The sequence below is a fragment of the Sagittula sp. NFXS13 genome, assembly GCF_040148795.1.
GTDB classification, from domain to species: domain Bacteria; phylum Pseudomonadota; class Alphaproteobacteria; order Rhodobacterales; family Rhodobacteraceae; genus Sagittula; species Sagittula marina.
The window spans coordinates 97,700-117,797 of the sequence record NZ_JAGEMH010000006.1; the positions used below are offsets into that span (position 1 = coordinate 97,700).

Below are 20,098 nucleotides of genomic sequence, written 5' to 3' on the forward strand. Positions count from 1 at the left end.
GCGCCCATATGTGAAACAGGAGGACCTGCAATATGGGTTACGCAAAGACAGCTTTGTTGATGGCCGCGATGACGGCCCTGTTCATGGGCCTGGGCTATTTTCTTGGCGGCACCGGCGGCGCGTTGATTGCGCTGGTCATCGCCGCAGGCATGAACGTCATGACGTGGTGGAATTCCGACCGCATGGTGCTGAAAATGCATAATGCGCAGTTGGTCACGCGCGGCGACCGGTACGGCCTGACCGCAATGGTCGAGGAGCTGTCGCGCAACGCGGGGCTCCCGACGCCGGCCACCTACATCATCAACCAGCCGCAGCCCAATGCCTTTGCCACTGGGCGCAATCCGCAAAACGCCGCTGTCGCGGTGACCACCGGACTGATGCAATCGCTCAGCCGCGAGGAATTGGCCGGTGTCGTGGCGCACGAGCTGGCCCACATTCGCAACCACGACACGCTTATCATGACCATGACGGCGACCTTTGCCGGTGCGATCACCATGCTGGCGAATTTCGGGATGTTCTTTGGCGGGCGCCGCGAAGGCGGGGCCGGGATCATAGGCACGCTGGCGATGATGTTCCTTGCGCCCATGGCCGCAATGCTGGTGCAGATGGCGATTTCACGTACCCGCGAATATGCGGCAGACAAGGCTGGCGCAGAGATCTGTGGCAATCCGATGTGGCTGGCGACGGCGCTGGAACGCATCGCCGAAGGCGCCGCACAGATCGACAACACCACCGCAGAGCGCAACCCCGCCACGGCGCATATGTTCATTATCAACCCGCTGCATGGCGGCGCGCGCGACAACCTGTTCGCCACGCACCCGGCCACGGAAAACCGTATTGCGGCCTTGCGCCAACTGGCTGGGCCGACAGCCACCCGTCCGCAACGCGCCCTGAAGCCGCGCCCGCAGCCCACGCGCAAGCGCGACGCCGGTCCGTGGGGGTAAGGAAACGTCAGTTGGTGAGACGCGCCGGGGTTCCCGAAAGCTCCAGCACTCGGTCGGCCAGCCTGTCAGCCTCGGACCTGGCGTGGGTCACGAACAACGTGGCAGGACGATGCTCGGCGATCAATGCCTCAGACAGGCCGATCATCTGATCCGCCATATCCGGGTCCAGGGATACAAATGGTTCGTCCATGATCAACAGTTCCGGCGATCCGGCAAAGGCCCGCGCCAGTGACAGACGTCTTTGCTGTCCAAGTGACAGATGACCGGGGAAGGCATCGCCGCGCCCCTCCAACCCCACGCGGGTCAAGGCGCGCTCGGCCCCGTCACGGCTGAGACCCGGCTGGGTCAGCAACAGATTGTCCCGCGCCGAGCGCCAAGGCAGCAGCGTCGGTTCCTGAAACACGATGGCCATGGCGTCAGGGCGCGCCACGTTGCCTTCGTACCGATTGTCGATCCCGGCGACGATACGCAGCACGGTGGACTTGCCGATCCCGGACGGCCCCACCAGCGCGACGGTTTCCCCCGGCGCGATGTCAAACCGAACGGTGCCCAGAACTTGCGTCGGCCCGAAATGTTTCGCACGGATGTCGACCCGGATCATTCCGCCCTCCATCGGCGCACATGCCTTTCCCACGGTTGCAGAACCAGCCATTCCACCATCAGCATCACCACGATAAAGCTGAAGGCGTAGACCAGCACCATCGCCACGTCGAACAGTTGGAAATACAGATGGATCTGGAATCCGACGCCGGAGGATCGACCGAGGAACTCCACCACCAACACGATTTTCCAGATCACCGCTATCCCTGACCGCGCGGCGGCGGTGATGAACGGCGCAAGCTGTGGCACCGTGACGTGCCGCAACCGGGCCCATCCAGACATGCGATAGACCTTTGCCATCGCGTCGATCTGAGGGTCGAGCGCGCGCGCGCCTTCGCGGATCACCGTGGCGACATTGGGGATCTTGTTGAACACCACGGCAAGGATCGCTGCCGTTTCGTTCAGCCCGATCCATAGGTAGCACAGCACGATCAGCACCAGCGCCGGCAGGTTGAGGAAGATCACCAGCCACGGGTCGAGCCATTGGTTCACCCTTGGATACCGGCCCATTACCAGCCCCAGCGCGCAGCCCGCCAGCATCGCCAGCGAAAACGCCCAGATCACCCGCAGCAGTGTCGCGCCAAGATGATACAACAACTCGCCGGATATGAGTTCGCGGAGAAACGGCTGTATCAAAGCCCAAGGCTGCGGCAAAACCTGTGCGTCATCTGTCAGGGCTGCGGCGACGATCCAGAGCAACAGCAACGCAGCGATAGACAGGCCCGTGGTCGCGCCTGTCGAAATGCTCTGTCTGGCCTCCGGCGTGCCTTGCATCAGGATCAGTCGAGGTCCGCAAAGAGGCCCTCGGGCACCTCGGTCGCTTGTCCCACCAAGTCCTCTCCGCCAAGGTCGTTCATCAGCGCCAGCATCTTGTTCACGCCGTCCATGTCGACCGGACCGGCGGCGGGAATGCCCGCGATCCAATCGGCCTTGAGCGTGTCGAATTGCGCATCGGTCTTGGCGTTCATGATCGGACGGATTGCGTCCCACGCAGCATCGTCGCTGGCCAGCAGATCCTTTGCATCGCGCGATGCGTCATAGAAGGCCTGCGCCAGATCGGGGTTCTCGTCCAGAAAGCTCTGTTTGAGATAGTACCCCAGCAAAGGCGTGTCGGGGTTCAGACCCAGCGCTTCACCCGCTGTCGCGACAGAGATCACCTCCTTCATGCCGGCGGCCTTCATCTTGGCCAAAAAATGCCAGAAGTTGATCGCGCCTTGCGTTTCTCCGGAAAGCCCCGCCTTGAAGATCAGCGGCGGCGCGCCAAAAACCTGCTCGGTCTCGGCCTTCAGGTCCATGCCGTATTCCTGCTGTGCATAAGCGCGCAGGATCAGCCAGCTTTTGTCGAGCGGTCCACCGGCAATCCCGACCTTGGACCCGGCCAGATCCTGTAGCGACGTCACGCTCGAATCAGCCGGTGTCACCAACCCGCCGACTGCTTTGGAATAGGGGATAAAGACGTAATCCTTGCCCGCAGCACGCTGCCGCGCGACCCAGATCCAGTCCGCCACGGCCATGTCGGCTTCGCCGCCCTCGACCGCCACACGGGTCGCGCCATTGTCGGCGTAGGGCGCAATGTCCAAGGTGAAGCCGTGTTTTTCGTCGAACCCCTGATCGACGATGGTCTTGAGCTCCCAGTTCACGGTCCCGATCTTTAGTACGGCAGCGCGGATGGTCGGCATGTCCTGCGCCATCGCAGGCGTGGCCAGCACCAGCGCGGCGGCCGCGCCTTTGATAAAGTCGAACATGTCTTCCTCCCCTTGGACATCCTCTGAAAAAAGCTGGGAGAGGTCGCCCTCCCCCAGCTTCAACTTAGCGGTGGTGCAGCGCACTGCACCCGATGCTTTGGTCTTATTCGGCGCGACGGCCAACCTCGTTCAGGTCGGCGTCGAGTTCAATGTCGAACTGATCGCCGCCCTTGCAGATCACGTCGTCCAGCTCGTAGCCGCCGTCTTCCATTTCGATATCGTCCGGCGCCATCTGGCATTCCATATCCGTCAGCATCGACATGATTGCGTCGACCGTTTCCTGCGGAATCTCCATCTCTGCGTGGCTCTCTGCGAAAACCGGCGAAGCAAGGCCCAGGATCAGGGCTGCGGTTGCAAAACGTTTCATATGTGTTCCTCCCGTAAAAGTTATCGAATGGACAGTGTGATCTGCTGTGTCTCGCCGGTGGAGCCGGGAATCCGCAACGTGTGACGCCCCGGCTTGATCGCGACAAAGGACAGCTCTGCCACGCCCGCCTTGTCGAACTCGATGGAATCGATGGCCATGGGGCGGATTTCAATCTTGTTGATGACGATTTCATTCATCCAGATCGCGCGGAAAAACGACGGCCCTTCCACGGCCAGTTCGGCGGAGCCGTCCGCCTCGATCACCAGCGTGTAATACGCGCCCGACTGCAGCACCGTGTCCTCGCCCAGCGGTTTGCCCGAGGACAGCGTGAGCATGATGTCCTCTCCACGGTTGCAAGACGCCAACAGCCCGGCAAAGCCCATCTCATCACACAGGGGCGCGGCCATCACAGGCCCCCCCAGCATCAAAGCCACCGCGGCGGCGGCACATCTCTTGAACATATATCCTCCCAAAACTTGTTTCATTCGATCGTCACCACGCCCCAGGGCTGTTGGCCCACCTGCACGGATTTGATCGCCTTTTCCTGGTCCACGTCGATGACGGTAATGTCGTTGGAATTGCCGTTGGTCGTCAGCAGGTATTTGTTGTCCGGCGTGAAATCGAGCTGCCAGACCCGCTGCCCGGTCATGATGTATTTGTCGACTTCCAGCGTCTCTCCATCAACGACCGCAACCCGGTTGGCCGGTCCAAGTGCGACGAAAATTCGAGAGCCATCCGGCGTGACCTTCACCCCAACGGGCTGCAACCATTCCGGCAGAACGCCCGGAACTTCAAAGCCGATCTTCTTGATCAGCGTAGGTGCGCCATCCTCGGCAATGTCCATGACCGACACCGTCCCGCCGATTTCCGAGCTGACGAACAACCGAGTGCCGTCGTCAGTGTATTGCGCGTAGCGCGGGCGCTGATCGACCAGCACGTTGTGCTTGATCTTGTAATCCTCGGTGGAGATGAAGTGCGCCATGTTCGTCGTTTCCGACGTGTTCACCACCCATTTGGCATCCGGCGACATGCCCATGCCTTCTGGTTCGACGCCCACGGGCACCTCCGCCAGAATGGTGCGGCTTTCGGTGTCCGTCACCGTCACCAGGTTGTCGTCCTCGTTGGCGATATACAGCCGCTTGCCCGAGGGCTCGATGATGAACAGCTCCGGGTCGGGACCGGAGGGCAGGCTCGGCAGCTCCTCGTAGGTTTCGGTGTCGAACACCCGCACAAGGTTGTCGTCGGAGGCGCAGACATACAAATGTTTGCCATCAGGCGACACGGTGATACCGCGCGGGCGGTTGCCGGCAGAAAACTCTTCCAGAACCTCCCATGTTTCGGTGTCCACGACGGTGACAGTGTTGCCCCGCTCGTTGGTGACAAAGGCTTTCCCGGCCAAGGCAGGCACGGCAAGGGTCGCAAGAGCGGTGGCAAGCAGGAATTGTTTCATGATGTCCTCACTGAAATGCGGTGCAGGCGGATTCCGGTTCATCCAGACCCAGCGTGTCGAGGCTGGTGACCTGATGCAGAAACCCGTCCTGTGGGCTGACGGAGACAGTAATCATGCCGTCGTACAGGATGATCGGCTGGCGGAGCTGTCCGTTCCACGGGCGAAACGTGACCGCCTGCCCCTTGAAGGCCGCCAGTTCAAAGGCGTCCGACAGCACATAGTCACGGAGCGCTTGCGGATCGTTGGTCGAGGCGCGCGTGACCGCCTCCCCCACAACGCGCAGGGCAAGCCAGACGTTGTAATCCTCCGGCTGCACATAGCGCCGGGTCAGCGCCTCGAACCGGGTTTGAAACTGCGTCGCCCCCCAAGCCTCATGCGCGCCGTGAAAGCTGACGGGCCGCAACCCGCCGGAGCCCATAACCGGACGCGGGTCCCACAGGTTATAGCTGAGGTAACGCGCGAAGTAATCCGTCGCATCGGCGGCGATCACCACGTCGTGCCGCGATGCGCCCTGGGTGTCCAACGGCAACTGTCGCTGCACCATAACGTGGCCTGAGTCCGTGCGGCGTGCGCCGCCAGGATCCTCGAACATGCGGTCCTCGGCAATGTCAGCGCCAAACTTGCGCGCCGACCGCCGATAGCTTTCGGCCAGCGCAAGGTCCGCCGGGTTAGACCCGTAAATCAGGAACCAGCGGTCCCATTGCTTCCACTTGGCGAATTGCGCCACGGCGTCGGTTTTCATTTGATTGGACGGCGCAATGTGCAGCAGATTGGCGTTGCAGCCCTGATCCCGCAGCGACGTGTCGGGCGCTGTGGCGTTGAACACAATGGCATCCTGCGCCGCAGCCTTTTTGGTCAGGCGCAACAGATCCTCTGCCTCGGCCATCACGACGATCAGCTTGACCCCATCGGCCAGCAGCGCATCCATTGCGGCATCAGCGCCGTCCGGCGCGGTGGCCACCGTTTGCGTCTCGAACGTATGCCCGAGGAACGACCCGGTCGTGTTGTTGTCCTCATCGGCCAGCGCCGCACCGGCAAAGCCAAGGTCCTCGGCTTTCAGGTCATACCGAGAAATCGGCAAAAGCCGCTGGTAGTCGATCCGCAGAACGGCGGCCTCGACCTCGACAGCGGCGGCCTGAAGCGCACTCATACAATATAGACCGGCCGCCAAAAGCGGTGCGCACATTCGTATCAAATCATCCTCCCCGGCCTGCTGTTGGCATGTCAGGCTCCCTCATCGAAACCTGACAAAAACAGACACCGTTACAACCGATACTTTTGGTCGGGTTGTTCACTCAGCCTAGCCGGGACACCATTGTATACGACTCTTAATTTCTAAGAGATTTTCTGAGAAGGAGCCTATGGCCCGCCTGCTGACCACTCTTTTGCTTGTCCCGCTGCTGACCCTTGCAGTGCCCTGCACCGCCGGGGAAAAAGTTGCGTTTTTCGGGATCCATCTATTGGACAATTCGATCCAGACAGAAGCTGCTGGACAGGACCCTGCCGAACTCGTTCGCCGCGATATGCTCGAAGAGCTGGTCCGCGAAAGGTTCACCGCAGAGGGCTGGGAACTGCTTGATCTTGCGCCGGTGCAGGACAGGCTGGATCGCGTGGTCAATCCGGCGAAATGCTATGGCTGCGACGCCCGCATGGCCACCGACCTTGGGGCGGATTACGCGCTGGTGGGCGAGGTGCAGAAGATCTCAAACCTGATCTTGACGGTGAACCTGCAACTGCGGGACGCGTCGAGCGGCGAGACGGTGAAGGGCCGCGTGGTGGACATCCGCGGCAACACCGATGCCTCATGGATGCGTGGGATGCGCTACATCCTAAAAACGGCTTTTTTCGATGGGGAGGAACAATGAAAAGACGCCATTTCCTGATGACCGCAGCGGCGGTCACAGCCATGCCCGCCGTGGCGCTGGCCCACGGCCCGTCGCGCCAAAAAGTGACGATGACCACCGAACTGGCCGCCGATCCGGCAGAGGTCTGGGCCGCCGTTGGCGATTTCCAGGACATGTCCTGGCACCCGGCTGTGGTTTCCTCGACCGGAGAGAACGGCAACGAGATCGACGCCACGCGTGATTTGTACCTGTCCGATCAGGGCGCCGACGGCCCGACGCTCAAAGAGGTGCTCTACAAGTTCTCCGACGAGAAGATGAGCTACTCCTACCGCATTCGCGAGGACGACGTAGCGGTGCTGCCGGTCACCAACTATTCGTCCCACGTGACGGTGAAACCGCGCGACGGCGGCGGGTCGATCTTTGAATGGCGCGGTGCGTTCTATCGCGGCTATCCCAACAACGAGCCCCCCGAGGACCTCAACGACGAGGCCGCGCTGGCTGCCGTGACTGCTGTTTACCAACTTGGTCTCGACGCTTTGGTTGAGCGGTTCGGTGCGGCGAGCTGATCTTGCCCTGATCCTGACCCTCGCGGCCACCTCCGTGGCGGCGGGGGATCTTGCCTATGTCACCTGTCAGAACGGCAACGCGCTCAGCGTGCTGGACCTCGACACGGGAGAGACGCGCGCCACCTGGGACGTGCCGGGAAAACCCGCAGGCGTGGCCGTAGCATCCGACGGTTCGGTGTTTACCGTGTCACCCGATGACGCAACGGTGCGCCGATATGGTCCCGACGGCGTGGTGCAGGCGGACATCGTGCTGGACGGCGGCCCGATTGGCATCGTTCTGGACGCGCCGCGCGCCCGGCTGTTCGTCACCGATTGGTACAACGCCCGCATCTGGGTTTTGACCACCGACCTCGCCCATGTCACCGAACTCATCACCGGCACCGCCCCTGCCGGGCTTGCCCTGTCCCCCGATGGCCGCTGGCTCGCTTCGGCGGACAAGGATGCCGATCAGGTGTCGGTGTTCGACGCCGACAGCCTGAAATTGCACCGGACGGTCAAAGTCGGCTCCCGCCCCTTTGGCTTGCGCTTTGGCCCGGAGGGCCGGCTGTTTGTCGGCAATGTCGGCTCCAACGACGTCACTGTTTTGGAGCCCGACACCGGCATGATATTGGCCACAGTGCCTGTGGGCACCCGGCCCTATGGCGTGGCGTTTGCCAAGGGACGCGCCTTTGTCACCAACCAATACGAAGATTCCGTCAGCGTCATCGCGCTCGACACGCTTCAACACCTGCGCAAGATTGCTGTGGGAGAGTACCCGGAAGGAATCGACACCACATCCGATGGCGCGCGCCTCGTCGTGGCAAACTGGTTCGAAAATTCGGTCAGCGTGATCGACGCGCAAACGCTGGAGATGGTGGATCAGATCGACACCGCCGACGGGCCGCGTGCCTTTGGCGTGTTCATCAGGGAGGATACGGAATGAAACTGTTGCCGATTGCTCTGGTCGCGATAACCGCCCTGCCCGCCTGGGCCGACACATGGGATGATCTCGCGCCTCAAGTCTGGGGCGAGAGGGCTTTGCTGGACGGTTCCGATATGATCGCGCTCGACGCGCCGTACCGCACGCCAGACGACGCCCGCACCCAGATCGCCGCCATGATCCGCGCGCCCGAAGGGCTGACTCTTGGCGAGGTCACACTTGTTCTGGACGAAAATCCCATGCCGGTCTCAGCCGTGTTCACCATGGATCAGCCGCAGGGATCGTTCTTCTTTGACGTGACCATGCGGGTGAACGGACCCACGCCGCTGCATGTGGTGGCAGAAACCACCGACGGCAGGCTTTGGATGGTTGAAGGTTTCGTAAAAACCTCTGGCACCGGGGCCTGCGCCGCGCCTCCGGGCACCGACCCGGCAGAGGCGCTGGCCACATTGGGCAACATGGACCTGAACGTGGGGGACCTGCTGCCCGGAGGCCCGACAGACCGACTGGCTATGCTGGCCTCGCGGAACAAGCGGCTGGATCTGGACATCCAACACCCCTCTCACTCCGGAATGCAGATGGACCAGATCAGCCTTCTGTATATCCCCATGCGCTATGTCGAAGATGTGCAGATCGACGTTGACGGCGCGGGATATGTGGATGTGACCGGTTCTATATCCCTGTCAGAAAACCCCTCGCTCGGCCTGTCCGTGCCGGGCCGCACACGGTCCGTCGATGTCACCATGACCGACACTGACGGCACGGTGAGCAAAGCGCATAAGGACGTTGCCGGGTTTTAGTCCAAAAGTCGGACTGCATAGCCGATCAGCGCCGCCAGCGGGCTGCTGACGGTGATGACTTTGCTATTGGCGGCAACACTCAATGCGATTGCCGAGGACCGCATTTAACGAGGCAGGCGAAATGTACCAGCCTGCCCCCTTATGGGGTCTGACTTACCCTGCGATTTGCGCCTGTGGTTGCGGCATCCGCGCCAATCCGTCGACAAAGAACGGACGGAACCCGTCCGGATGTTCGCTCATCGGAAAATGGCCGACTTCTTCCATGATTGACAGGGTCGCCCCGTCGATCTGATCGGCGGTACGTTTCGCGTCCTCGGGGGTGCAGGTGAAGTCATATGCGCCGACGATGAAGTGCACTGGCGTCTTGGCCGTGTCGATCCGGTGCAATTGGCCCACAAGGCTATCGTCCTGCGTATAGAAGGACAGATCCCCCCTGAACACGCCCGGCCCGCTTTGCTGGAACATCCACAACGTGTTCCAACGCTCGGCCAAAGGCGCATGTGGAGAGATATTGGTGCTGACCAGCGCCGCGCCCATCTCGCCGCCATGAGCATCAGGCCGGTGGAACCAGTCGATGTCGTACCAGGCGGGCTGAAAGTCGCTGGCTTCGATCGCAAGGAACCCGCTGAAGGCGTCCGGATGATGCACCGCCAGTTGCAGTGCAATGCGCCCGCCCATGGACACGCCCGCCAGGACCGGCTGGTCCAGGTCCAGCGCGCGCGCCACGGCCAGCACGGTTTCCATGTAGACTTCCGTGGACAGCAGATATTCCTCGGTCTGGAACCCTTCGGGCGGCAGGCTCTTGCCGTGCCATGGCATGTCAAAGGCAATGACACGGTTGGTGGCCGTGATCTCGGCATCGTTCAGGATATGCCGCCACTGCCGCGTGTCCGATCCGGCGGTGTGCAGACACAGCACCGGACGGCCCTGCCCCGCTTCTTCGAAATAGATGCGCTGCTGACGACCGGCGATCTCTACCGTGACATAGCGCCCGCAAATTTGCTCGATCATGCGGCAACTCCTTCACGTCCCAAGGCGAGAACCTCTTTGAAAAACCGCAAGTTTTTCACCAGCAGCAGCATGTCACCCACGATGTCAGCGCGGCCGATCTTTACCATGGCAAAGATGTCGTGAAAGCCCGGCGCAGGCAGTGGCTGCCAAAAGGCCCGCAGTGCTTCGGCGTCGGTCACAAAACCAAAGCGGTAAGGCGTCTTCTTGGACGGGCCTTCGACGATGCGGTCAATCCGCCCCTTTTCGAAGACCAGGTAGAACTCCTGCCCATCCACCTTCAGCAACACTGTTTCCGAGAACAGCGCCCCAATCCGATGCAGATGCGGACTGCGGTCCAAGCCTGCCTGAATCTCTTTGAGCGTGTCGTGCATGAGGCGCCTCCGTTTCGTCCGTGCAGAACATGACGTCTGCGACAGGCTCTGCAAGGTATGAAACAATACCTCTTCATACCCGCCAAGGCGTCACATCTGAGACCTTTTCGATATCGCACCATACCTCCGGCGTCTCTTCCCAGATACCCGTCTGACGTGCACAGTCTGCCTATCAAAGCACGACCGGTGTTTGAAGGCTGGCCTGTGTTTGACGCTTAGGAGGAGGAACCCAATGCGTAACGTGACCGTAGAGAACGTGACCGATGTCGTCGTCGAGGCGATCGGTGCCAGCCAAGACATTCCCGACCGCCAGAAGGACATCATGACCGCATTGGTCAAGCATCTGCACGGCTTCTGCAAGGACGTGAACCTCACCCACGCAGAGTTCATGCAAGCTTGTGATTTCCTCGCCCGCGCCGGGGCGGTCTGCTCGGACAAACGCCAGGAGTTTATCCTGCTGGGGGACATCCTGGGCGTCGAGGTGCTGTGCGACATGCTGTCGAACCCCACACCCAACGGTGAAACCACCGGCACGGTGCTTGGTCCGTTTTTCCGCGAAAACGCACCCGTCCTGCCGCATGGCGCGTCAATCGTGCAAAAGAGCTTCGACACCGAAGAAACCGTCTTTATGGAGGGTTACGTAAAGGACGCTCAGGGCAACCCGGTAAAGCAGGCCGTTATCGACATCTGGGAAGATGCGCCCAATGGCCTGTATGAAAACCACGATCCCGAACAGCCCGATTACAACCTGCGCGGTCGCTTCGAGACCGATGAAAATGGATATTACGCCTGTCGCGCCATCCGCCCGGTGCCCTATCCGATCCCCTCCGACTGGACCGCGGGCGAGATGATTTCCTACATGGGTCACCACACCATGCGCCCGGGCCACATCCACGTGATGATCGCAAAGGACGGCTACCGCACGCTGATTTCGCAACTCTACGACTCGTCCTCGGACTACCTCGACAACGATTCCGTCTTCGCGGTGAAGGAAAACCTCATCGGTGAGTTCCAGAAAACCGGCGCAGATCACGGCACAGATCTTTATGTGAAGTTCGATTTTGTCCTTGCCGAACAATCTCTTGCCATGGCGGCCGAGTAAACCTACAGACCCGCGCGCAGTCACACCGGCGGCGCGCGGACACCTGCCCATACAACGGGCCATCAGACCAACCGACAGGAGCCGGACATGAGCGCACCCCGCACCGCAGAGGTGTTAGACATCGACGGCATCGCCGCGCAAAAGACGGCGATCACATCCCTCGAAACGCGCATCGTCGACTGTATCACGACCCGGCGACACAAGCTCTCCAACACGGAAATCACTCACCAGTCCTTCGTGATCGTCGAGGCTACATTGGCCGACGGTACGACAGGCTGGGGCGAGGCAAGCACCCTCGGCGGCCCCCGCTGGTCAGAGGAAAGCGTCGAGGCGATCAAGGCCAACATCGACACCTACCTCGCCCCCACGCTGATCGGACAACCTGCACAGGCATTCGAGGCGAACGCTCTGCGGATGAAAAAGGCCGTCAGCCGCAACACCTCCGCCCGCGCCGCAATCGAAAGCGCGCTTTATGACGCCGCCGGAAAGTCCATGGGCCTGCCGGCGACAACATTCCTCGGTGGTCCGGTCCGCGACAAGATAGAGGTCCTGTGGGCATTGGCCTCGGGCGATGCCGATCAGGAAATCGAAGAAGCCCGCACCAAACTGGCCGCCCGTGAGCATCGCCGGTTCAAGATCAAGCTGGGCTTCTATGATCCCAAGCAGGACATGATCCGTCTGCGCAAGATCATGACATCCATGCCCGAGGGCACGGAGATGGTCGTGGATATCAACCAGGGATGGACCGAGGCCACCTTTATCCGCTACGCGCCCGAACTGGCGGACATGGGCATCGCTCTGATCGAACAGCCGCTAAAACCAGGCTTGCTCGACGCCACCGCGCGCGTCGCTCAGCGCTCGCCAATCCCGATCATGACTGACGAGGCCGCGTTTTCCACGCAAGAGCTCGTGCAAAACGCAACCGCCGCTACGGGCTCGGTCTACTCCCTCAAGCTGGTGAAATCCGGCGGACTGATGGAAATGAAACGCGCTGCGGCCGTGGCAAGCGCCTTCGGAATGGAGCTATACGGCGGTTGCCTGCTCGAATCCGGCATCGGGGCCGCCGCGCATCTGGCGGTCTTCGCCACTCTGCCACAGCTGGAATGGGGCTGCGAACACTTCGGGCCGCGCATCCTGAAGAATGATCTGGCCAAAAGCGGCCTGCATTTTCAGGACTTCCACATCCACCTACCCGCTGGACCCGGCTTGGGCATAGAAATAGACCGCGACGCACTCGACGACGCGACGCGCAAGCCCTGACAGCCCCGCGCCTGTTTCTTTGCCTTAGGCATACTCAACCGTCGCAAGCGCCTTTCTCAGCGCTTGCGTACAAATTTCCGCGTCACGTCCATGAACTGTGAGACCTGCGCCGACTGGTTGTCGCGTCGTGCGTGAATGGTAAGCCCCGTTCCCGGATTGAACCCTTCGTACCGGCGAAACACCACGCCAGGGCGCGAGGTCTGAGACACGCTTTCCGGCACCACGGAAATCCCCACACCCACGGACACAAGACTGATTGCCGTCTGAAAATCCTGCGCCAATTCCAACGCGGCAGGCTCAAACCCTTCCTTTCGGCAAATATCCAATACGGAGTCAGCGTAAGATGGGCGCGGCCTGCGCGGATACAGAACAAAGGTCTGGTCGCTGAGGTCTTTCAACGCGATCGGGTCACGTGACGCCACATCCGAATTATCCGGCAACGCAAGTATCAGCTCCTCGTGCACCAATACTTCCGCGCGCAACTCATCGTCCTTCAGGGACGGGCGCGCAACGGCCAAGTCGATCTCTCGCTGCACCAAGGCAGAGTGCAGTTCTGCATTGTTCATAGCCGAAAGCGCCAGTTCCACTTTCGGAAAGTGAGAGCGATACGACTTTATCAGGTTCGGCAATACGCCGTGCGACGCGGATCCCACAAACGCCACACGCAACCGCCCTGCCCCGCCGTCGCCCACCAGCCGCGTCTCTTTATACGCGGCTTCCAATCGGTCAACGAGCACGCGCGCATGCCGTTCCAGCACTGTCCCCGCCTGGGTCAGCCGGATTTGGCTACGCGAGCGGTCGAATAACAATGTGCCAATGTCGGCTTCAAGCGCAGCGATCTGTCGTGACAAAGGGGGCTGCGCGATTTCGAGACGGGACGCGGCGCGTCCGAAATGCAGCTCTTCCGCCACCGCTAGAAAGTATGTCAGACGCCGCAATTCCATTGGTAAACCTCCGACTATCATTGAAATAGGTATCAAAATCGGCGCTATAATGCAATCTCGGTAAGAGCGTGGCAGGCCAAAACCGACACCCTTCGCCTGGCTTCAAAGCGCTCAGGTACGCATGCGCGGCAAGCCGCAGACGACAGGGACCAATGTAAACTGACATCACCACCTCGCACCGTGTTGCGAAGTCTCTGCACCACGCCTCATAACGCCTGACAAAAATTCCGGATGAGCAACCGAACCACTTCTTCGGAAGCGATTTTCATGCTTAGCGAACCTCATCTGCTTTCCCGCCCTTTAGAGACTTCACCCGAAATTCGAAGGTCCGGGTAAATCTGAATGCGATCACGGGCCTAAAGAGCGGCAGAAAGCGGTGTCTCGGCCGAATTGTTTACAGCTGTAAACGCCGGACCTCGCAACGGAAGCCATTGCATTTAAGGCGAAATAGTCACTATTTCGACAAAAACCCATTGACTTAGACCTCTGAATCGAACCTTTTATCCCCAAGTGGCGCGAAAAAGGCCACAATCGGCAAATTGGGGCAACTACATGATTCCGGTGACACCCATCGAAGCAGACCGTCCGTCAGAGTTGGCAACGGATATATCAGAGCGCCTCACAAGCGCAATCCGCGAACACCTCATGTCTGCGTTCGCGCCGGACAACACAAAGTCGTTGCGCGCGTTTTCTGCACCAGAGGCGGCAGAGCTTCTGGGGGTGTCGGCTCAATTCCTCCGCAAGGCCCACGCCGAAGAGACCTTGCCCGAGCCCGCTGACATTCGCGGCGGACGCCGGTATTATTCCGTGACCGAACTGCGCGAGGCGCGCCACATTCTGGAAGCCACGTCTCGTAAGAAAGGCCGGTATCTTCCCGGCCGGCGCGATGGCGACAAGCTACAGGTTTGGCAGCTGATGAATTTCAAAGGCGGATCGTCCAAGTCCACCACGACGATCCACCTGGCGCACTACCTGACCCTTCGCGGCTACAAAGTACTGGTGATGGACCTCGACCCGCAGGGGTCTTTGACGTCGATGTGCGGCATTTCTCCGGAGATCGAATTCGACGGCCTCACCATGTATGACGCCATCCGATACGAGGACCCGGTGCCTTTGGCCGACGTCATCCAAGAGACGTATTTCCCGGGGCTATCGCTGGCCCCGTCCCGCCTGATGTTGTCGGAATTCGAGACGGAATCCGCGGTTCACTCTGCGCCAGATCAACCGTTCTTTACCCGGATCCGATCAGCACTGGAGCAAGTCGAAGCGGATTACGACATCGTCCTGATGGACAGCCCGCCGCAGCTTGGGTTCTTGACAATATCCGGCATGGCAGCCGCCACATCGTTGATCGTGCCATTGACGCCATCCATGTTGGATGTGTCCTCAACCGCTCAGTTCATGGAGCTCGTCGGAGCCTACATGGGCGTTATCGAAGACGCCGGCGCCAAACTGCACTACGACAACTTTCGGTTCTTGATCACTCGGGACGAACCCACGGACGTTCCTTCGCAGCAGTTGACCAGCTTCATGCGCGCGCTGTTTCAAGATCGCGTCATGTCCTCCACCGCGTTGAAGTCCACCGCGATCAGCGACGCGACGATGCTAAAGCAATCCATTTACGAAGTCGTCCGATCAGACATGACGCGCGCCACGTATGATCGCGCCAAGCAGTCGATGGATGCTGTCGGTCTCGAGATTGAAACAATGGTCCAGAAAGCATGGGGGCGTAGCTGATGGCACGTAAAACTCTTGGCGGCATGTCCGGCATTGCCAACACGATTGCACGCTCTGGCCCAAGCAAGGAGCGCCCGACCCGATCCAGCGCCCCGGCGCTTGGCGCGCTTCAGGGATCTTTGTCCGCCATACGAGAGATCGACCCCGCGATGATCGACGACTGGGGACCCAAGGACAGGATGGAAGGGTTTACAGTTGTAAAATCCGAGGACGACGGGGAGGGCTTTGATGCACTCGTCGACAGCATTCGTGACGGTGGTCAGCAAGTCCCGATCCTTGTCAGGCGCACTGGGACCGAGGGGCGGTTCGAAGTCATCTACGGCAGGCGCCGTCTTGCAGCATGTCGAGAACTCGGCGTCAAAGTCCGTGCCAACGTGCAGGACCTCGACGATGCCGCCGCTTTGCTGGCCAAAGGCCTGGAGAACGCGGCGCGGCGCAATCTGTCGTTTTACGAAAAGGCGAGGTTTGCGGCTGTCATTTTATCTGCGGGACACGACTCCAAAACAGCCCGCAAGGTTCTTGGCCTCAGCGCCCCGCAGTTGTCACACCTCACGAAAGTGACTGACAACGTGCCAGACGCGGTAGGCGACGAAATCGGGGCAGCGCCAAAATCGGGCCGACCGAAATGGACCGCCTTGGCCGAAGCCTTTGTCGCGGCAAAGGTGACCGAGAGCGCGGCCATCGCGATCCTCGCCAAGATCAAAGAGGCATCTTCTGACGAGCGTCTGGACGAGCTTTTGAAAGAGATCTCACGGCGCGGTGCGCGGCCAACTCAAAGCCGCGAAACAACGCCCGTTGAGGGCGTGATCGTGAAATCCGGGCGCGGCGCGGTATCAGTATCCATCGCCAAAACAGGGGCCAACGCAGAATTTGGCCAGTGGTTGGACGCTAATATCGATCGAATCATTCAGGATCAGTTCCGGTCGTTTACAGCTGTAAACGATCCAGAAGACTGAAATCAAACATCGAGGAAGAGCAGAAAGGAGGATGCAAAGTAAAGAAAAACCCCCGAAACCGGAGGCTTCGAGGGCTGTAGCGCTGAAAGCGCCCTTAGCTTGACACCTAGAGGTTAGCAGCACTCGAATCACTGAACAAGAAAAAACGCACCTGTGCGGACGGGATTTCTTTGCCTGCTGGCCAAATATGACCAAATTTTCAGGAATGCCCCCCAATGGGGGAAGCTCTGTCGCATCGGCAGGGCACTACAGTGCTGTGTCCAACGGATCCGTAACGGCCCCAGACAAATGGTATCTGCTTCGAACCGTGGAAGCCGCCCGCGTGCCGCTTGGGCTAAAGTCAACGTCATTGACGCTGTTGCGCGCGATGCTGTCTTTCATGCGGGCTGATCGCGTCAGCCCAGCTAAGGTAGATACTCACATTTGTTTCGCCTCGAACGCTAGCCTTGCTGAACGCGCCCATGTAAGCGTCCAAACCGTGGAGCGCCATATCTCTCGGCTGGTGGATCTCGGGCTCGTGGAGCGCGTGTGCAGCGGCAATGGAAAACGTTGGGCCCGCAGAGACCGGAAGGGCAGGGTGGTCCTGGCCAGCGGTTTGAGTGTCCTGCCTATGGTGGACCGTCACCAAGAGCTCTCAGACATTGCAGAAGAGTATGCGGTGTTCGCGGAGCGTTTGCGCACGCTCAGGGACCGCTGTGCCCTCGCACTGGCCCATGTCAAGAACACTATGGGTCTTTCGAAAGATGATGCCTTCTACCAACACGCCGCACGTCTCCTGCGACGCGCTCCATGTGAGGATGCCCTGAACGAACTGCTGAAAACGCTATCAAAGAAAGTCGTGGGTAAGCCTGAGGATAACGATCCCGAAGCTGCCAAATTGATGGTCCCAGACACTAAGGTTGAGGGGCACAAAGAACCAGAATTAAACCCATCAGTAAGTTCGACAAACACATCAGATATCCATTTGGACGAGAACACCGTAAAAGCGTCATTCCCAACCCTGTGTGCCGAAATAAGAACCGCTACAACACAACGCGAATGCGCTGACAGATTGGAACACATAGCCTCATGTTTGGGTCTCACACAGATCTGGCCAAAGCTATGCGCCAAAGGACCCGCTATGAGCTTCCTGTTGTTGGGATACATCTTGGAACGTGGCGACAAGGTGCGCAATGCGAGACGTTATGCCTTGGCCCTTGTCAGAGACATAGAGAATGGCAGTTTGAACTGGCGCCAGCTTTTGTCACAAACTATACACTCACCAAGATCCAAGTTCGCAGCATGACACTTAGATATTGCCGTTTATCAAGTAATATCAATTACTTGACGTAAAATTGCGACGCAAAACAGGAGCCTTCATCGTGTCCAGACCAATCATTGCCATCCTAAGAGGTCTGAGACCCAGCGAAGCGTTAGACATCACGGCGGCGCTCATAGACAGCGGCATTGACCGCATCGAAGTGCCTCTGAATTCACCGGAGCCTTTGAAATCAATAAGTTTGATGGTCGAGAAGTTCGGTGACCAGGCGCAGATCGGGGCAGGGACCGTCTTGAGTGTGGACCAAGTGAACGACGTCGCCGCAGCAGGCGGTCGATTGATCGTATCCCCGGATGCGAACACGGACGTCATTGCACGCAGCAAAGCCTTGGGCCTTGCCAGCTATCCCGGCGTTATGACTCCCACGGAGGCATTCTCTGCCCTCAGGGCGGGCGCAGACGGGCTTAAGATATTTCCTGCCTCTCTGATTGGGCCCGCCGGGCTAAAGGCGATGCGGGCCGTATTGCCCAAGGAGGTGCCTGTGTTTGCCGTTGGTGGCGCGGGGACCGATAACTTTGGCGAATGGATCAAGGCCGGTGCAGATGGCTTTGGCATTGGCACGGCGCTTTATACCCCTGGCTTGTCCGCCGGGGAGGTCGAAGACCGTGCCAAAACCATCGTCGCGGCTTACGACGCTCAGACGGAAGGCTGATCCTCTTCCGCCAGCAGGTCGACAAAATGCTTGGCAAACTGGTGTTTGAGGATCTTGCCCGTGGCCGCAGCCGGCAAGCTGTCTACCACGAAGATACGGCTGGGGCGTTTGTACCCAGCCAGCCTGTCGGCGGCAAAACTGCGCAGGGTCTCCGGATCCACCACCCCGGGGGCACGGGGCTGGACGAAGGCGATGACCTCTTCGTCACCGCCGCGGCTCCGCCCGATGACAGCGGATTGCACCACGTCTGGATGGTCGTTCAAAGCGGCCTCCACCTCTGGCGGATAGACGTTGAAACCGCCGCGGATGATCAGCTCTTTTGACCGACCGACGATGTGCAGGCGCCCTTGCGGATCAATGCGGCCCAGATCGCCGGTGCGCAGCCAACCGTCCTGAACCGTCTGCGCCGTGGCGGATGGGTTGCGGAAGTACCCAACCATGACATGCGGCCCTCTGGTGAGGACCTCGCCGACTTCCGGGTCTTCGCCAAAGGTCAGGTCCAGCCTGACCTCGCAGCCGGGCAAAGGTGGGCCGACGGACGCGTCGGGATCGCCAATCGCATTTCGGGTCCCGGTCACGCCCGCGGTGCTTTCGGTCATGCCATAGCCGTTTTGCAGCGGCAGGCCGTAGAACGCCTCTGCCTTGCGCTTCCACGAGGGATCAAGCGGCGCTGCCCCGGAGGAAATATAGCGGAGGCGGGGCGCACCGAGCGTTGTTTCGCCGAGCTCTTCGGCATGGGCCATGAGCAATGCGTGCATCTGCGGCACGGCGGGCATGACGGTGGCCCCGGCGCGCAGGGCTTCGAACAGCTTTGCCGGATTGAACCGTGTGGCCAGTTCAATCATCGACCCGGCACATGCTGCGGCCATCATCATGGAGGCGACGCCGAACACATGGGTCAGCGGCAGCGCGCCGTAGACGTGATCCTCGGGCACGAGGCTGCGCAGGGTCATCGACGCGTCGGCGGCGAACAGAAGGTTGGCGTGGGACAGCATGACGCCTTTGGGGTCGCCGGTGGTCCCGGTCGTGTAGAGCAGGATCGCAGGTGTGTCGGCGCTGTCGACCACAGGTTCGGGGTCAGGCAGGCCGGGCACGACGTGCAGCGCGCCAAAGCTGGTGGGGCAGGGGGCCGCATCGCCTGCGTGATTGGCGGCCTCGCGCGAAATGTGGCTGGTAAACAGCGTCACCACGGGCTGCGCATGGGCGGCGATGCGGGCAACCTCCGTCGCGGACATGCGCGCGTTCACGGGCACGGCCCAGGCGCCGATGCGCGAGGCCGCATTGATCAACACCGGCAAGGCCAGACAGTTTTCGCCCACGATGAGAACGCGTTCGCCCGGAGCGGCACCGTGATTGGCCAGCAGGCGTGCCGCGTCTTCGGTCAGCTTGGCATACTCCGCCCATGAATAGACACGACCGTCGCAATCCTTGATGGCGGGGGCGTCGGGGCGCACGGCGGCGTTGTGGTCGATCAAATGGTGAATGCGCGTTGGCGCAGTATGGTGTGTCATG

General features: G+C 60.4%; 22 protein-coding genes. 11 read left to right on the forward strand and 11 right to left on the reverse strand.

The features are described from left to right. The first annotated feature begins 32 nt into the window (after positions 1–32). The gene (gene htpX / locus J4E08_RS13825; protein WP_349538998.1) at positions 33–944 is read left to right on the forward strand and encodes a zinc metalloprotease HtpX; all 912 of its coding nucleotides are present in this window, start codon (positions 33–35) and stop codon (positions 942–944) included. Positions 945–951: 7 nt separating this feature from the next. Here the strand turns inward: htpX and J4E08_RS13830 are convergent, their stop codons facing one another. The 7 genes from J4E08_RS13830 to J4E08_RS13860 all read right to left on the reverse strand — a co-directional run bounded on the left by J4E08_RS13830 (position 952) and on the right by J4E08_RS13860 (position 6,256). Continuing rightward, positions 952–1,545 carry an ABC transporter ATP-binding protein gene (locus tag J4E08_RS13830; protein ID WP_349538999.1) on the reverse strand — a complete coding sequence of 198 codons (594 nt, stop codon included), beginning with the start codon at positions 1,543–1,545 and terminating at the stop codon, positions 952–954. Further along, complete coding sequence (locus J4E08_RS13835; RefSeq protein WP_349539000.1) at positions 1,542–2,318, reverse strand: ABC transporter permease; 777 nt, start codon at positions 2,316–2,318, stop codon at positions 1,542–1,544. Before J4E08_RS13835 ends, J4E08_RS13830 begins: the two co-directional genes overlap by 4 nt. A gap of 5 nt (positions 2,319–2,323) precedes the next feature. After that, positions 2,324–3,289, reverse strand: a complete 966-nt coding sequence (locus tag J4E08_RS13840) for an ABC transporter substrate-binding protein (RefSeq protein ID WP_349539001.1) — start codon at positions 3,287–3,289, stop codon at positions 2,324–2,326. A gap of 103 nt (positions 3,290–3,392) precedes the next feature. Beyond that, a complete protein-coding gene (locus J4E08_RS13845; RefSeq protein WP_349539002.1) occupies positions 3,393–3,656 on the reverse strand; it encodes a PepSY domain-containing protein in 264 nt (87 codons plus the stop codon). 20 nt (positions 3,657–3,676) lie between these two features. Beyond that, positions 3,677–4,117, reverse strand: a complete 441-nt coding sequence (locus J4E08_RS13850; RefSeq protein ID WP_502949272.1) for a cupredoxin domain-containing protein — start codon at positions 4,115–4,117, stop codon at positions 3,677–3,679. Between the two features lie 20 nt (positions 4,118–4,137). After that, a complete protein-coding gene (locus tag J4E08_RS13855) occupies positions 4,138–5,106 on the reverse strand; it encodes a YVTN family beta-propeller repeat protein (RefSeq protein ID WP_183968531.1) in 969 nt (322 codons plus the stop codon). A 7-nt stretch (positions 5,107–5,113) separates the two neighbouring features. Continuing rightward, a complete protein-coding gene (locus J4E08_RS13860) occupies positions 5,114–6,256 on the reverse strand; it encodes a lanthanide ABC transporter ABC transporter substrate-binding protein PedA1 (protein WP_246429424.1) in 1,143 nt (380 codons plus the stop codon). Between the two features lie 211 nt (positions 6,257–6,467). On the opposite strand from J4E08_RS13860, the gene J4E08_RS13865 reads away from it, so the two are divergent. The 4 genes from J4E08_RS13865 to J4E08_RS13880 are packed head-to-tail and all read left to right on the forward strand — an operon-like array spanning position 6,468 to position 9,235. Beyond that, positions 6,468–6,971, forward strand: coding sequence for a DUF3280 domain-containing protein (locus J4E08_RS13865; RefSeq protein WP_349539004.1), 504 nt, complete (start codon positions 6,468–6,470; stop codon positions 6,969–6,971). Continuing rightward, the gene (locus J4E08_RS13870; protein WP_349539005.1) at positions 6,968–7,516 is read left to right on the forward strand and encodes an SRPBCC family protein; all 549 of its coding nucleotides are present in this window, start codon (positions 6,968–6,970) and stop codon (positions 7,514–7,516) included. The genes J4E08_RS13865 and J4E08_RS13870 overlap by 4 nt, the downstream gene beginning before the upstream one ends. Continuing rightward, entirely contained in the window at positions 7,503–8,438 is a 936-nt protein-coding gene (locus J4E08_RS13875) for a YncE family protein (RefSeq protein WP_349539006.1), read from the forward strand. The genes J4E08_RS13870 and J4E08_RS13875 overlap by 14 nt, the downstream gene beginning before the upstream one ends. Next, a complete protein-coding gene (locus J4E08_RS13880) occupies positions 8,435–9,235 on the forward strand; it encodes a quinoprotein dehydrogenase-associated SoxYZ-like carrier (protein WP_349539007.1) in 801 nt (266 codons plus the stop codon). Before J4E08_RS13875 ends, J4E08_RS13880 begins: the two co-directional genes overlap by 4 nt. Positions 9,236–9,388: 153 nt before the next feature. Here J4E08_RS13880 and J4E08_RS13885 read toward each other — a convergent pair whose 3' ends face one another. Continuing rightward, positions 9,389–10,246, reverse strand: a complete 858-nt coding sequence (locus J4E08_RS13885; RefSeq protein WP_349539008.1) for an alpha/beta fold hydrolase — start codon at positions 10,244–10,246, stop codon at positions 9,389–9,391. Further along, positions 10,243–10,617, reverse strand: a complete 375-nt coding sequence (locus J4E08_RS13890) for a hypothetical protein (RefSeq protein ID WP_349539009.1) — start codon at positions 10,615–10,617, stop codon at positions 10,243–10,245. Before J4E08_RS13890 ends, J4E08_RS13885 begins: the two co-directional genes overlap by 4 nt. Positions 10,618–10,849: 232 nt before the next feature. Between J4E08_RS13890 and J4E08_RS13895 the strand changes: the two genes are divergently transcribed. Both J4E08_RS13895 and J4E08_RS13900 read left to right on the forward strand, forming a co-directional pair. Continuing rightward, on the forward strand, positions 10,850–11,719 hold the full coding sequence (locus tag J4E08_RS13895; protein ID WP_183968544.1) for an intradiol ring-cleavage dioxygenase: 870 nt from the start codon (positions 10,850–10,852) through the stop codon (positions 11,717–11,719). An 87-nt stretch (positions 11,720–11,806) separates the two neighbouring features. Further along, positions 11,807–12,979, forward strand: coding sequence for a muconate/chloromuconate family cycloisomerase (locus tag J4E08_RS13900; protein ID WP_349539010.1), 1,173 nt, complete (start codon positions 11,807–11,809; stop codon positions 12,977–12,979). Positions 12,980–13,035: 56 nt separating this feature from the next. Here the strand turns inward: J4E08_RS13900 and J4E08_RS13905 are convergent, their stop codons facing one another. Further along, a complete protein-coding gene (locus J4E08_RS13905) occupies positions 13,036–13,923 on the reverse strand; it encodes a LysR substrate-binding domain-containing protein (RefSeq protein WP_349539011.1) in 888 nt (295 codons plus the stop codon). A 552-nt stretch (positions 13,924–14,475) separates the two neighbouring features. Here J4E08_RS13905 and repA point away from each other — a divergent pair. The 4 genes from repA to J4E08_RS13925 all read left to right on the forward strand — a co-directional run bounded on the left by repA (position 14,476) and on the right by J4E08_RS13925 (position 18,586). Beyond that, complete coding sequence (gene repA / locus J4E08_RS13910) at positions 14,476–15,660, forward strand: plasmid partitioning protein RepA (RefSeq protein WP_183968550.1); 1,185 nt, start codon at positions 14,476–14,478, stop codon at positions 15,658–15,660. Continuing rightward, positions 15,660–16,616, forward strand: a complete 957-nt coding sequence (repB, locus tag J4E08_RS13915) for a plasmid partitioning protein RepB (protein WP_349539012.1) — start codon at positions 15,660–15,662, stop codon at positions 16,614–16,616. The genes repA and repB overlap by 1 nt, the downstream gene beginning before the upstream one ends. A gap of 187 nt (positions 16,617–16,803) precedes the next feature. Further along, a complete protein-coding gene (locus tag J4E08_RS13920) occupies positions 16,804–17,901 on the forward strand; it encodes a helix-turn-helix domain-containing protein (protein WP_349539013.1) in 1,098 nt (365 codons plus the stop codon). Between the two features lie 76 nt (positions 17,902–17,977). Beyond that, positions 17,978–18,586 carry a 2-dehydro-3-deoxy-6-phosphogalactonate aldolase gene (locus tag J4E08_RS13925; RefSeq protein ID WP_349539014.1) on the forward strand — a complete coding sequence of 203 codons (609 nt, stop codon included), beginning with the start codon at positions 17,978–17,980 and terminating at the stop codon, positions 18,584–18,586. On the opposite strand, the gene J4E08_RS13930 is transcribed toward J4E08_RS13925, so the two are convergent. Then, the gene (locus J4E08_RS13930) at positions 18,571–20,097 is read right to left on the reverse strand and encodes a class I adenylate-forming enzyme family protein (RefSeq protein ID WP_349539015.1); all 1,527 of its coding nucleotides are present in this window, start codon (positions 20,095–20,097) and stop codon (positions 18,571–18,573) included. The two genes, J4E08_RS13925 and J4E08_RS13930, sit on opposite strands and share 16 nt — an antisense overlap. Position 20,098: the final 1 nt, after the last annotated feature.